The organism is Pseudomonas sp. LS1212, from assembly GCF_024741815.1.
In the GTDB taxonomy this organism is placed as follows: Bacteria; Pseudomonadota; Gammaproteobacteria; order Pseudomonadales; family Pseudomonadaceae; genus Aquipseudomonas.
Genome location: NZ_CP102951.1, coordinates 4,247,213 through 4,260,431, shown reverse-complemented (window position 1 = coordinate 4,260,431; position 13,219 = coordinate 4,247,213). Strand labels below are relative to the sequence as shown.

The 13,219-nt window shown below is 61.9% G+C and carries 13 protein-coding genes and 2 pseudogenes; 10 read left to right on the top strand and 5 right to left on the bottom strand.

Features of this window, described 5'->3' with window-relative positions; translation table 11 throughout:
* Positions 1-4 precede the first annotated feature (4 nt).
* The gene (locus tag NVV94_RS19810; protein ID WP_258444070.1) at positions 5-337 is read left to right on the top strand and encodes a YnfA family protein; all 333 of its coding nucleotides are present in this window, start codon (positions 5-7) and stop codon (positions 335-337) included.
* A 138-nt stretch (positions 338-475) separates the two neighbouring features.
* Positions 476-664, top strand: a complete 189-nt coding sequence (csrA, locus tag NVV94_RS19805) for a carbon storage regulator CsrA (protein WP_258444069.1) — start codon at positions 476-478, stop codon at positions 662-664.
* 10 nt (positions 665-674) lie between these two features.
* On the opposite strand, the gene NVV94_RS19800 is transcribed toward csrA, so the two are convergent.
* From NVV94_RS19800 to mnmC, 3 genes are all read right to left on the bottom strand, one after another.
* Entirely contained in the window at positions 675-902 is a 228-nt protein-coding gene (locus NVV94_RS19800) for a YheU family protein (protein WP_258444068.1), read from the bottom strand.
* Positions 903-1,075: 173 nt separating this feature from the next.
* Entirely contained in the window at positions 1,076-1,768 is a 693-nt protein-coding gene (locus NVV94_RS19795; RefSeq protein WP_258444067.1) for an MBL fold metallo-hydrolase, read from the bottom strand.
* 85 nt (positions 1,769-1,853) lie between these two features.
* Positions 1,854-3,857 (bottom strand): bifunctional tRNA (5-methylaminomethyl-2-thiouridine)(34)-methyltransferase MnmD/FAD-dependent 5-carboxymethylaminomethyl-2-thiouridine(34) oxidoreductase MnmC, encoded by a 2,004-nt coding sequence (gene mnmC, locus NVV94_RS19790; protein WP_258444066.1) that lies wholly within the window; start codon positions 3,855-3,857, stop codon positions 1,854-1,856.
* Positions 3,858-3,996: 139 nt separating this feature from the next.
* Between mnmC and pap the strand changes: the two genes are divergently transcribed.
* The 3 genes and pseudogenes from pap (at position 3,997) to NVV94_RS19775 (ending at position 6,893) form a co-directional block, all read left to right on the top strand.
* Positions 3,997-5,496, top strand: a complete 1,500-nt coding sequence (pap, locus tag NVV94_RS19785; protein ID WP_258444065.1) for a polyphosphate:AMP phosphotransferase — start codon at positions 3,997-3,999, stop codon at positions 5,494-5,496.
* Positions 5,497-5,520: 24 nt separating this feature from the next.
* Positions 5,521-5,661, top strand: a pseudogene (locus tag NVV94_RS19780) (acetyl-CoA C-acyltransferase); the annotation flags it as partial.
* Positions 5,662-5,930: 269 nt separating this feature from the next.
* Positions 5,931-6,893: a DMT family transporter gene (locus NVV94_RS19775; RefSeq protein ID WP_258444064.1), complete on the top strand. Its 963-nt coding sequence runs from the start codon at positions 5,931-5,933 to the stop codon at positions 6,891-6,893.
* Here NVV94_RS19775 and NVV94_RS19770 read toward each other — a convergent pair.
* Together NVV94_RS19770 and NVV94_RS19765 are read right to left on the bottom strand one after the other, a co-directional pair.
* Positions 6,890-7,272, bottom strand: a pseudogene (locus tag NVV94_RS19770) (hypothetical protein). The gene NVV94_RS19775 and the pseudogene NVV94_RS19770 sit on opposite strands and share 4 nt — an antisense overlap.
* Entirely contained in the window at positions 7,265-8,659 is a 1,395-nt protein-coding gene (locus NVV94_RS19765; protein WP_258444063.1) for a class II fumarate hydratase, read from the bottom strand. The pseudogene NVV94_RS19770 and the gene NVV94_RS19765 overlap by 8 nt, the downstream one beginning before the upstream one ends.
* 179 nt (positions 8,660-8,838) lie before the next feature.
* Between NVV94_RS19765 and NVV94_RS19760 the strand changes: the two genes are divergently transcribed.
* The 5 genes from NVV94_RS19760 to NVV94_RS19740 all read left to right on the top strand — a co-directional run bounded on the left by NVV94_RS19760 (position 8,839) and on the right by NVV94_RS19740 (position 13,191).
* Positions 8,839-9,372, top strand: coding sequence for a DUF2059 domain-containing protein (locus NVV94_RS19760; RefSeq protein ID WP_258444062.1), 534 nt, complete (start codon positions 8,839-8,841; stop codon positions 9,370-9,372).
* A gap of 12 nt (positions 9,373-9,384) precedes the next feature.
* Positions 9,385-9,684 (top strand): BolA family transcriptional regulator, encoded by a 300-nt coding sequence (locus NVV94_RS19755; protein ID WP_258444061.1) that lies wholly within the window; start codon positions 9,385-9,387, stop codon positions 9,682-9,684.
* A gap of 107 nt (positions 9,685-9,791) precedes the next feature.
* Positions 9,792-10,730 carry a rhodanese-related sulfurtransferase gene (locus NVV94_RS19750; RefSeq protein ID WP_258444060.1) on the top strand — a complete coding sequence of 313 codons (939 nt, stop codon included), beginning with the start codon at positions 9,792-9,794 and terminating at the stop codon, positions 10,728-10,730.
* Between the two features lie 36 nt (positions 10,731-10,766).
* A complete protein-coding gene (locus tag NVV94_RS19745; protein ID WP_258447757.1) occupies positions 10,767-11,366 on the top strand; it encodes a DsbA family protein in 600 nt (199 codons plus the stop codon).
* Positions 11,359-13,191: an ABC transporter ATP-binding protein gene (locus NVV94_RS19740; RefSeq protein WP_258444059.1), complete on the top strand. Its 1,833-nt coding sequence runs from the start codon at positions 11,359-11,361 to the stop codon at positions 13,189-13,191. The genes NVV94_RS19745 and NVV94_RS19740 overlap by 8 nt, the downstream gene beginning before the upstream one ends.
* The last annotated feature ends 28 nt before the right edge of the window (positions 13,192-13,219 follow it).

The window sequence follows — 13,219 nt, the reverse complement described above, 5'->3', positions numbered from 1 at the left end:
TGGCGTGCTCAATTACCTGTGGTTTTTCCTGGCGGCGATCTTCGAGATCGCCGGCTGCTATGCCTTCTACCTCTGGCTGCGGCTGGGCAAGAGTGCCTGGTGGATTGTCCCTGCACTGCTCAGCCTCACCTGTTTTGCGCTGGTCTTGACCCGGGTCGAGGCGGCCTACGCCGGACGGGCCTATGCGGCCTATGGTGGTATTTATATCGTCGCATCGCTGGGCTGGCTGGCGCTGGTGGAACGTGCTAGGCCGCTGGGTTCGGACTGGGTGGGCGCGCTGCTGTGCGTGGTGGGCGCTACCGTGATCTTGCTGGGCCCTCGCTTTCAAAACGCCTGAAGCGTAGCTCTATTGCAGGCAATGGCTGTAGGTAAAGTCGCTACCACCTGTAGGGCATGTCTAATTATCTATTGAGACATTGAAGGCTGGTCATTCAGCGGGCAGTCTCGGAGTCCTTTCTCCTCAAGGATCCGAGCCATGTTGGTATTAACCCGTGAAGTCGGCGAGTCGATCGTCATCGATGATGAGGTCACGGTAAAGGTCCTCGCCGTAAACGATAACGTTGTCCGCCTGGGCGTCACTGCCCCTCGTCATATTGAAGTGCACCGCGCAGAAATCCACCGGCGCATTACCGATTACCTGACCCGACAGGCCCAGGTCCGCTGAGCGTGCCGGTTCAGTCGAACAGCTCTTTGGGGATGTCGTGTTTGAGCATCAGCTGGCATTGCTGGCTGTCCGGATCGAACACGATGAAAGCCTGGGCCTTGGTCAGTGCATGGCGCACGCGCTGTACGCGGGTTTCCAGGGGCGTTTCATCGCCGTTGTCGGTGCCGTCCCGGGTAACGAAGTCCTCGATCAGGCGGGTGAGGGTGTCGGCTTCCAGTTGGTCGTAGGGGATCAGCATCGGGGTATCTCGTAAATGATTACGCGATTCTACCCTCGTTCCTACGCGGAGCGTGGAACGAGAGAACCGGATTCAGCATCTTGCGACCGCTGCGCGGCCGAGCGCGGCCGAGCGCAGCCTGGCGGCAGCGGCTACACCGACCGCGAATGGCCATATAAGCGGGGAACATGCCTTCAAATCTTGCCGCAGGCTCGATTGGCCGGTACGGCGATGTTCATCAGTTGCGGTTCGGCCAGTTTGAGGTTGGCCATCAGTTGCGCATATTCGTCCGCATCGGCTACCTGCAGGCGAGGGTTGTGGCGACGCTCTTCGCCGATGCTCGAACAGGTCCAGCCTTTGTAATCGTGGGCCGGGTATACCAGGGTCGAGTCGGGCAGGCTCAACAGGCACTGCAGGCTGGCCCACTGGGCATGGGCATCGCCATTCTGGAAGTCGGTGCGACCCGTGCCACGGATCAACAGGGTGTCCCCGCTGAACAGGCACGCGGGCTCCTGGCCCTCGGGTGCCAGGACGAAGCAATAGGAGTCGTCGGTATGCCCCGGTGTATACCAGGCGGTGAGCGTGCGCTGACCGAAACGCAGTTCCTGCCCATCATGAAAAGTGAAGCTGGCACAGCTTGCCAGGTTCGGTTCGCCAAAACCGGTGGCGCAGCCGGTGCGCTCGCGCAACAGGCCCAGGGCGGTGATGTGATCGGCATGGGTATGGCTGTCGATGGCCATCAATAACTGCAGCTCAAGCTCGCGCAGCAGGGTCAGGTAATCGTCGAGCTGGTCTCTGACCGGGTCGATCAGCACTGCCTGGCCCTGGTCTGCCAGCAGGTAGCTGTAGGTGCTGCTCTGACTGTAGAAAAGTTGCCGGATCAACATGGCTGCGCTCCTATCAAAAAGACGCCGACACTCGATTATGCAACAGCGAGCGTCGTGCGCCAGAGGCAACTATAGACCGCCGGTTTCAGCCTCGCTTGTGTTGGCCGCGAATCAGCGTGCGCAGGGCGAAGCGATTGGGATGACAGGCTTCGGCCACGCTGCGTGGAACCGGCAGCGGTTCGTTTTCCAGCCAGGCGGCAATGAGTTCGCCGGACAGGGGCGCGGTGATCAGGCCTCGCGAGCCATGGCCGCTGTTGACATACAGGCCGTCGAGCCACGGGCAAGCGTGGTCGGGGACCTGGCGGGCATCCTTGGCCAGCACCGCGTAGGCCGCACGGAATGCCTGGCTGTCGGCCAGCGGGCCAACGATGGGCAGGTAGTCGGGGCTGGTGCAGCGGAAGGCGGCGCGGCCCTGGAGTTGCTCCGGCGCGAGCTGCTCGACCTGCAGGCGGCTGGCGAGGTCTGTGGATATCTCCTGCAGCAGTTGCAGGTTGCCGGCGTGTTCGGCAGCGGTTGGCGTCAGGTCATCACTGTGGAAGTCAAAGCTGGCGCCGAGGGTGTGTTCGCCCTCCCGGGCCGGGGCGACATAGCCTTCGGCACAGACCACGGTGCGCAGCGCCTGGCTCTGTTCGGTCCGGGCCAGGCGGGTGATCTGGCCACGGATGCGCTTGAGCGGCAAGTCGGCGGCGACGTCGAACTGACGGACATCCGCCGCCCCCGCGAGGATGGCCACCGGGGCGCTGGCCAGCAACCGTTCGCCATCCCAGGCTTGCCATTGCCCCTGGGCTCGACGCAACTGCAGCACGGCGTGATGGGGCAGCAGCCGGATGTTGGGATGCTGAGCTTGCCAGCGACACAGAGCCGGCGGATGGACCCAGCCGCCTTCGGGAAAGTACAGCCCGCCACTGCCCAGGCCGATGCCGGCCACGGCCTCGGCCTCAGGGCGCGCCAGCACCTGCAACAGATCACTGGCGAATGCCCCGGCCAGCTGTGCCTGGCGCTGGGCTTCCTTGTCGTCGAAGGCCAGTTGCAGGACGCCGCAGCTGTCCCAGTCGGTACCGCGTTGCAGTTGCTCGAGCAATCGCCGGGTGTGCCCGAAACCACTGAGGATCAACTGCGACAGGGCCGTGCCATGGGCCGACAGTTTCAGGTAGAGCACGCCTTGAGGATTGCCCGAGGCTTCCTCGGCAGGTTGCCCGTGGCGCTCCAGCAGGCTCACCTGCCAGCCGCGCAGGGCCAGGCTGTTGGCCGTGGCACAGCCGGCCAGGCCCGCGCCGATCACCAGGGCATGGCGCTCAGTGAGCGGGGTTTTCGGGCGGGCGAACCAGGGGGCAGGAGCCAGCGGCAACGGCGTCTCTTCAGGCCAGGCGCCAAAAACACCGCGCAGAATTTCCCATTTATGGCCGATGCCCGGAATGCGCTTCATGGTAAAACCGGCGGCCTTCAGCGCACGCCGTACCCAGCCGGTGCTGGTGAAGGTGCCAAGGGTGGTACCCGGTGCGGACAGGCGAGCCAGTTGCGCAAACAGTTCCGGGGTCCACATTTCCGGGTTTTTCGACGGTGCGAAGCCATCGAGAAACCAGGCATCGACCTGCCCGTCGAGTTGCGGCAATTGCTCCAGCGCATCGCCGATCAGCAGGGTCAACGTCACCCGGCCCTGGTCGAAGACAAAGCGCTGAAACCCGCCATGCACGGCCACATACTGCTTGAGCAATGGCTCGGCAAACGGGGCCAGCCGAGGCCACAGTGCCAGCGCTCTTTTCAGGTCGGTGGGGTTCAGCGGGTATTTTTCCACGCTGATGAAGTGCAGCCGCGCGCCCTGCGTTGCGCAAGCGGCAAACAGTTGCCAGGCACAGAGAAAATTCAGGCCGGTGCCAAACCCGGTTTCGCCGATCACCAGGCGCCCGTCGGCGGGAAGCTCGCTGAAACGGCGCTGCAGATTGTTTTGCTCGATGAACACGTGGCGGGTTTCATCGAGTGCAGACTCATCGGAGAAGTAGACGTCATCAAAGGCCCGCGAGCGCGGGCGACCTTGGTCATCCCAGTCGATCTGGGCATGGGACGCTGGAGGGGAGGGTACTGTGGTCATGTTCGGCTCGGCAGCAGCAAGACGCGCATTCTAGCTCATCGTCCGGGGGCTGTTTGCTCCGAGGCAGGGTTGTCGGTGTTCTTCGAACAGCGGCTGCGATGATCCGCTAATCTTGGATGTTCCATGAAGGGAGCCCGGTATGTTTGAATCCGCCGAGATCGGCCACGCGATTGACAAGGAAACCTACGAAGCGCAAGTCCCGGCCTTGCGCGAGGCATTGCTCGAGGCTCAATACGAGCTCAAGCAGCAAGCCCGTTTTCCGGTGATCATCCTGATCAATGGGATTGAGGGCGCGGGCAAGGGCGACACGGTCAAACTGCTCAACGAGTGGATGGACCCACGCCTGATCGAGGTCCGCACCTTCGACCAGCAGACCGATGAAGAACTGGCGCGGCCACCGGCTTGGCGCTACTGGCGGCAATTACCGGCCAAGGGCCGCATGGGCATACTGTTCGGCAACTGGTACAGCCAGATGCTGCAGGGGCGGGTCCATGGCCAGTTCAAGGACGCGGTGCTGGATCAGGCCATCAGCGGCGCCGAGCGCCTGGAGCAGATGCTCTGCGACGAAGGCGCACTGATTATCAAGTTCTGGTTTCACTTGTCCAAGAAGCAGATGAAAGCGCGGCTCAAGGCCCTGCAGGATGACCCGCTGCACAGCTGGCGCATCAGCCCGCTGGATTGGCAGCAATCGCAGACCTACGACCGCTTCGTGCGTTTTGGCGAGCGCGTGTTGCGCCGCACCAGTCGCGAGTACGCGCCCTGGCATGTGATCGAGGGGGTGGACCCGCATTACCGTAGCCTGGCGGTCGGGCAAATTTTGCTCGATGCCATGCAGGCGGCGCTCCAGGCCCCGCCGCAAACGAGGCACAACCCCCACATCGCCCCGTTGGGCGAAAGCATCGATCATCGTAACGTCATCGATAGCCTGGATTTGAGTCGGCGCCTGGACAAGGAGGATTACCAGGAGCAGTTGATTACCGAGCAGGCCCGCCTGGCTGGCTTGCTACGCGATAAACGGATGCGCAGGCATGCCCTGGTGGCGGTTTTCGAGGGCAACGATGCCGCCGGCAAGGGCGGCGCCATTCGCCGTGTCGCCGCCGCCCTCGATCCGCGTCAGTACAGCATCGTGCCCATCGCCGCACCGAGCGAAGACGAACGTGCCCAGCCCTATCTTTGGCGATTTTGGCGACACATCCCGGCACGCGGCAAATTCACCGTTTTCGACCGTTCCTGGTACGGCCGGGTGCTGGTGGAACGGGTCGAAGGCTTCTGCGCCCCGGCCGACTGGTTGCGTGCCTATGGCGAGATCAACGATTTCGAGGAACAGTTGTGCGACGCCGGAATCGTGGTGGTGAAATTCTGGCTGGCCATCGACGAGCAGACCCAGCTCGAACGGTTCAAGGAGCGTGAACAGATTTCCTTCAAGCGCTTCAAGATCACCGAGGACGACTGGCGCAATCGCGAGAAATGGGGCCAGTACCGCGATGCCGTCGGCGACATGGTCGATCGCACCAGCACCGAGATCGCTCCCTGGACCCTGGTCGAAGCCAATGACAAGCGCTGGGCGCGGGTCAAGGTGTTGCGCACCATCAATGAAGCCCTGGAGGCGGCGTTCAAGGCCGACAAGAAGTCCCGCTGAAAGCCGCTCTGGCGGATGGAGGCGCATACGTTCGGCATGACCGGTTCGCGTCAGGTCGGGCATCTGGTGCGGGAGCTGCAGCGGCGTAACCTGCGTTATGGCGTGGTGACCATGTGCGTGGGTGGCGGGATGGGGGCTGCCGGGTTGTTCGAAGCCGTTCTCTGATGATTTTGCGAGTGCTGCGCACTCGAGCGCAGCCTGCGGCAGCGGCTACACCGACCGTGTTTCGGCGCACCACCGTGTATCGCCTCCGGAGAGGCGTTAGTCGAGATACAAGCCGCTGCCGCAGGCTGCGCTCGAGCGCGAAGCGGTCGCAGGATTTCGAACCCAACGAAACACTTGCAGCCCAATCCGGTGCACAACTGTCCCTGTGTGAAAAATCGAACACCGCTTAGAATCGAGCTTTGTCCCGTCCAGGGATGTCGAGGCTGGCTATGCACATTTCATCCGGACGTTGGGTCTATAGTCTTTTTCTGGCGCTGCTGACGGCTTTCCTGTGGGGTATCCTGCCGGTCAAGTTGAAGCAGGTCCTGCAGGTGATGGACCCGGTGACAGTTACCTGGTATCGCCTGATGGTCTCCGGCGGCCTGCTGTTTGCGTACCTGGCCGTGGTCAAGCGCCTGCCCAGTTTCAAGTCGCTGGGCCGCAACGGTATCGCCCTTGTACTGTTGTCGGTCGGTGGCCTGGTGGGCAACTACGTGTTCTATCTGTTCGGGCTGCAACTGCTGAGCCCGGGTACCGCGCAACTGGTCATCCAGATGGGGCCGATCCTGCTGTTGATCGGTAGTGTATTCATTTTCAAGGAGCGCTTCAGTCTGGGGCAGGGCATCGGCCTGGCCGTGCTGCTGACGGGGTTTGGATTGTTTTTCAACCAGCGTCTGGAAGAGTTGCTGACTTCTCTGAGCCAGTACACCGCCGGGGTGCTCATTACCCTGTTGGCCGCAGCGGTCTGGACCTTCTATGCCATGGGCCAGAAGCAACTGCTGACGGTATGGAATTCCGTGCAGGTGATGATGGTGATCTACCTGCTCTGTGCGCTGCTCCTCACGCCTTGGGCCCAGCCCATGGAGGCGCTGCAATTGAGCCCCGTGCAAGGCTGGCTGTTGCTGGCCTGCTGCCTCAATACCCTGGTGGCCTACGGCGCCTTTGCTGAAGCGCTGGCCCATTGGGAGGCCTCGCGTGTCAGTGCGACCTTGGCGATTACACCTTTGGTGACCTTCGTTGCCGTAGCCCTGGCCGCCTGGATCTGGCCGGAATATGTGCCCAAGGAAGAGATCAACGGCCTGGGCTATGCCGGTGCCGTGATCGTGGTGCTGGGGTCGGCATTGACAGCCCTGGGGCCGTCAATCCTGGCAGGCTGGCGCGCTCGGCGCCTGAGAATGGCAGGGCAGCACTAAGCGCCGATCTGTCGCCCCAACTCTTCGGTCTGACGCAACCAGCGCTGGCGCTGCTCCTCCGAGGAGGACTGGGCCGGGGCGAACTCCTGCAAGTGCAGGGTCTTGATCCCGCAAAAGCCCAGGGTGGTGCGTATCATTTGCTTGTGCGCCGGGGCGCCATAGATCCAGCGGAAATAACGCGGCAAGGTATCCATGGTCACCAGCAGGTCGGCGCTGCGACCCAGCAGCAGCTTGTTGGCCTGGTCTTCGCGCGCGCGCCCTGGGCGTAGGCTTCACCCAGGGCGTGGCCGAGACTGATGGTTTTGGGGGTGCCGAAAATCATCAGGATGCGTTTGCCATCACCTTCAAGCAGGGTGGCGCCGCTTTTGCGCTCAGCCATTCTTGCCGGCCTCGAGCATGCTTTCCGGGCGTACCCAGGCGTCGAACTCGGCATCGGTCAGGTAACCCAGCGCCAGTGCCGCCTCACGCAGCGTGCTGCCTTCGGCATAGGCTTTCTTGGCGATTTCGGCGGCCTTGTCGTAGCCGATATGCGGATTCAATGCCGTGACCAGCATCAATCCCTGCTCCAGGTGCCGGGCCATTTTCTCCGGGTCGGGTTCAAGACCTGCGATGCAGTGAGTTTGGAAGTTGCTGCAGCCATCGGCAAGCAGCTCGATCGACTGCAACAGGTTATGAATGATCACCGGTTTGAAGACATTGAGCTGCAGATGACCCTGGCTGGCGGCAAAGCCGACCGCAACGTCGTTGCCCATCACCTGGCAGGCAATCATCGACAGGGCCTCGCACTGGGTCGGATTGACCTTGCCGGGCATGATCGAACTTCCCGGCTCGTTGGCCGGCAAGCGTACTTCGGCGAGCCCGGCGCGCGGGCCGGAACCGAGCAGGCGCAGATCGTTGGCCAGTTTCATCAGCGTCACGGCCAGGGTTTTCAGGGCCCCGGACAGGGTAGTCAACGGCTCATGGCCGGCCAGCGCGGCAAATTTGTTCGGTGCGGTGACAAACGGCAGCCCCGAAAGCGCGGCCAGCTCGGCGGCCATCGCTTCGGCGAACCCATGCGGGGAATTGAGCCCGGTGCCGACGGCGGTGCCGCCCTGGGCCAACTCACAGGCTGCCGGCAGGGCATTTCGAATGGCATGCTCGGCGTAGTCGAGCTGAGCCACGAATGCAGACATTTCCTGGCCGAAGGTGATGGGCGTAGCGTCCATCATGTGGGTGCGACCGGTCTTGACCAGATGCTGATGGCGCGTTGCCAGCTCGGCCAGCCCCGACGATAGTTCGACGATGGAGGGCAGCAAGTGCTGCTGAACAGCCTTGACCGCAGCAATGTGCATTGCCGTGGGGAAGCAGTCGTTGGAGCTTTGCGAGCGATTGACGTGATCGTTCGGGTGTACTGGCACCTTGCCGCCACGGCCTTGGCCGGCCAATTCGTTCGCGCGCCCGGCAATCACTTCATTGACGTTCATGTTGCTCTGGGTGCCGCTGCCGGTCTGCCAGACGACGAGCGGGAATTGATCGTCATGTTGGCCGTCCAGCACCTCGTCGGCAGCCTGTTCGACGAGCCGGGCAATGTCGGCCGGAAGGTCTCCGTTGCGGTTGTTGACGCGTGCGGCGGCTTTTTTGATCAGAGCCAGGGCGTGCAGGACTGCCAGCGGCATGCGCTCTTTACCGATCGCAAAATTGATCAAGGAGCGTTGAGTCTGTGCCCCCCAGTAGGCCAGGTCAGGAACTTCTACCTGACCAAGGCTGTCAGTTTCGATACGGCTCATGCTGCGCTCACTCCTTTATGGTCTGATTCCGCAGTTTAGGTCTTGATTCGACACTTCGGTTCCATTGATCCATGATCTGACGGTAACCACCCTACGTAACCGGTTGAGCGTGGCGCCTGAGTGGGCGCAGAATGTTCAACCAAGAGGTGTAGCCTCGCCTGCCAATTAAAGGAATCCCGATGACTCGTCTTCGTGCCATTTGCACCGCAGTTGCTCTGGTCTGCGCCAGCGGCCAGGTGTTCGCCGATACCACCAGCCACAATGCCAGTGCCGAGGCCTTCCTGAAGATGGCGCATGCCGATCAGCTCGGCACCCCGGTCTACATGCAAGTCCAGCAAATGTTCGCCCAGCGGTTCGAGCAGACCAAGGCCCCAGCGTCGAAAAAAGCGATGCTGGAAACCTACCAGGCCAAGGCCAACACCGCGCTGGACCAGGCCATTGGCTGGGACAAGCTCAAGCCGGACATGGTCAAGCTCTACACCACCAACTTCACCGAGAAAGAGCTCAAGGACTTGGTAGCCTTCTATCAGTCGCCGCTGGGCAAGAAAGTCCTGGAAAAAATGCCGGTCGTGACCCAGCAATCCGCACAGCTGACCCAGAAAAAACTGGAAAGCGCCGTGCCTGTGGTCAACAAGCTGCTGGCCGACATGACCAAGGAACTGGACCCGGCAGGAGCCGCCAAAGCCGCAGCTCCGGCGACGAAGAACCCGTAAGCGGAGCCGTAAATGTCCATGCAACAACGTATTGAAGAGGCGCTGGCCGCCTTGCAGCCGCAGCACCTGCAGGTTCTCGATGAGAGCCACATGCACAGTCGCGGCCTGCAGACCCACTTCAAGGCAGTGCTGGTCAGCGAGCAGTTCGCCGGCCTGAACAGCGTCAAGCGGCACCAGAAAGTCTACGCCACGCTCGGTGAGCTGATGGGGCAGTTCCATGCACTGGCCCTGCACACCTACACCCCCGAGGAGTGGGAAAAGATCGGCGCAGCGCCTGCTTCGCCGACCTGTGCCGGGGGCAGCAAACACTGACCACTGATGGCCGGTTTTTGTTAGAATCCGCAACGCGCCGCCTGTCGGCGCGTTTTTTTTTGCATCCGGTTCGCCCTTTGCGAGGGCGACCACCTGGAGAAATACCCATGACACAAAGCATTGTCGTGGCGGCACTGTATAAGTTCGTCACCCTCGAAGATTACGTTGCATTGCGCGAGCCCCTGCTCAAGGCGATGCTCGACAACGAGATCAAAGGTACGTTGCTGCTGGCCGAAGAAGGCATCAACGGCACCGTTTCCGGTACCCGCGAAGGCATCGATGGCCTGCTGGCCTGGCTCAAGCGCGATGCGCGCATGCTCGACGTGGATCACAAAGAGTCCTACTGCGACGAACAACCCTTCTACCGGACCAAGGTCAAGCTCAAGAAAGAGATCGTGACCCTGGGCGTGGAGGGCGTTGACCCGAACCACAAGGTCGGCACCTATGTCGAACCGCAGGACTGGAACGCGCTGATCAGCGACCCTGAGGTACTGTTGATCGACACCCGTAACGACTACGAGGTTTCGATCGGCACTTTCCAGGGCGCCATCGATCCAAAGACCACGACCTTTCGTGAATTTCCCGAGTACATCAAGGCCAATTTCGACCCGGCCCGACACAAGAAAGTCGCGATGTTCTGCACCGGCGGCATTCGCTGCGAAAAAGCTTCGAGCTACATGCTCGGCGAGGGTTTCGAGGAGGTCTATCACCTCAAGGGCGGCATTCTGAAGTACCTCGAAGAGGTTCCGCAGGAAGAAAGCCGCTGGGAAGGTGACTGCTTCGTCTTCGATAACCGGGTCACCGTGCGCCATGACCTGACCGAGGGCGACTATGATCAATGTCATGCCTGCCGCACGCCGATCAGTGTGCAGGAGCGTGAATCCGAGCACTATTCGCCCGGCATCAGCTGCCCCCATTGCTGGGACAGCCTGAGCGAAAAGACTCGCCGCAGTGCGATCGACCGGCAAAAACAGATCGAACTGGCCAAGGCACGCAACCAGCCGCACCCGATCGGCCATAATTACCGGAAAGCCACGGAGGTCTGATCCATGTCCGCTCGCCTGCTGTATGTGATGGACCCGATGTGTTCCTGGTGCTGGGGGTTTGCGCCAGTGGCCGAGGCCCTGATCACGCAGGCGCAGGCCGCTGGCGTAGACGTTCACCTGGTGATGGGCGGGCTGCGCACCGCCAGCGTGGCGCTGGACCCTTCGACCCGGCGCTACATCCTCGAACATTGGCAGGCGGTGCACGCCGCCACGGGCCAGCCGTTCCTGTTCGAAGGTGCGTTGCCTGAAGGCTTCGTCTATGACACCGAACCGGCCTGCCGGGCGGTGGTCGCTGCACGCAACCTCGACCCGGCCAGCGCCTGGCCGCTGGCCCGGCTCATCCAGCACGCTTTTTATGCCCAAGGTCGTGACGTCACCCGCGCGCCGGTACTGGTGGAACTGGCCGAAGCGGCAGGTTTGCCACGCATCGAATTCGCCGAAGCCTTCGACAGCGCCGAACAGCAGATCGCTACCGCGGCCGATTTCAGTTGGGTGCAGGACCTGGGCATTGCCGGGTTCCCGACCCTGCTGGCCGAACGCAACGGCCAACTGGCCCTGTTGACCAATGGCTACCAGCCACTGGATGAACTGGCCCCGCTGCTCGGCCGTTGGCTGGAGCGTGCCGCTTATGCTTGACGTGCCGGGCTCGCCCGAACTCCCGCCGATCAAGGAATCGACCCATACGGATCGATTGAGTTGGGCGGAAATTCGACGGCTGGCCCTGCGTCATAAAAAGGCCTTGTGGATCGCCAACGGCGTGGCCGTACTGGCGGCGCTGTGCAGCGTACCGATTCCCTTGCTGTTGCCGTTGCTGGTCGACGAAGTCTTGCTCGGCCATGGCGATGCAGCACTCAAGTGGATGAACCAGCTGCTGCCCGACAACTTGCAGGTGGCGGCCGGCTACATCGGGCTGATGTTGCTGGTGACCTTGACCCTGCGCGGCGCGGGGCTGGTCTTCAACGTCTTGCAGGCGCGGCTGTTTGCCGGGCTGGCCAAGGACATGGTCTATCGCTTGCGGATCCGCCTGATCGAGCGGCTCAAGCGTATTTCCCTGAGCGAATACGAAAGCCTGGGCAGTGGCACCGTGACCACCCATCTGGTCACCGACCTGGACACCCTGGATAAATTCGTTGGCGAAACCCTCAGCCGTTTTCTGGTGGCCATGCTCACCCTGGCCGGTACGGCTGGCATTCTGATATGGATGCACTGGCAGCTGGCCCTGCTGATCCTGCTGTTCAACCCCTTGGTTATTTTTGCCACGGTGCAGCTGGGCAAGCGGGTCAAGCACCTGAAGAAGCTGGAAAACGATAGCACCTCCCGTTTCACCCAGGCCCTCACCGAAACCCTGGACGCCATCCAGGAAGTGCGGGCGGGCAACCGTCAGGGCTTCTTTCTCGGCAGGCTTGGCTTGCGCGCCCAGGAAGTACGTGACTATGCGGTGGCCTCCCAGTGGAAGAGCGACGCGTCAGGCCGTGCCAGTGGGCTGCTGTTCCAGTTCGGCATCGATATTTTCCGGGCGGCGGCCATGCTCACGGTGCTGTTCTCCGACTTGTCGATCGGTCAGATGCTCGCGGTGTTCAGCTACCTGTGGTTCATGATCGGGCCGGTGGAACAGCTATTGAACCTGCAATACGCCTTTTACGCCGCCGGTGGTGCGCTGACCCGCATCAACGAATTGCTGGCGCGCGCCGATGAGCCGCAGTACGCCGGCGGCGCGAACCCCTTCAAGGGGCGCGACACCGTGGGCATCGAAGTGCGTGGCTTGAGCTTTGGCTATGGCGAGGAGCTGGTGCTCGACCAGTTGAACCTGTCGATTGCGCCGGGAGAGAAGGTGGCAGTGGTGGGGGCCAGCGGCGGCGGCAAAAGTACCCTGGTGCAATTGCTTCTGGGGCTCTACACCGCCCAGTCAGGCAGCATCCGCTTTGGCGGTTCGACCCTGCAGGAAATCGGCCTGGAAACCGTGCGTGAGAATGTCGCGGTGGTGCTGCAACATCCTTCGCTGTTCAACGACAGCGTACGAGCCAACCTGACCATGGGCCGCGATTGCTCCGATGAAGCCTGTTGGCGCGCATTGGAAATCGCACAACTCGATACCACCATCGCCACCTTGCCCAAGGGCCTGGACAGCATTGTCGGGCGCTCCGGCGTTCGTCTTTCCGGCGGCCAGCGCCAGCGTCTGGCGATTGCCCGCATGGTGCTGGCCGAGCCCAAGGTGGTCATTCTCGACGAGGCCACCTCGGCGCTGGATGCTGCCACTGAATACAATCTGCACGAGGCGCTTTCGCGCTTCCTGAGTGAACGTACCACGCTGATCGTCGCGCATCGCTTGTCGGCCGTTAAGCAGGCCGACCGGGTGCTGGTTTTCGATGGCGGGCATGTGGCCGAGGACGGTGATCATCAGCAATTGATTGCCGACGGTGGTCTTTACGCCAAGCTGTATGGTCATTTGCAACAGATTTAGCCGATAGTTGGATGAGAATTCAAACCAT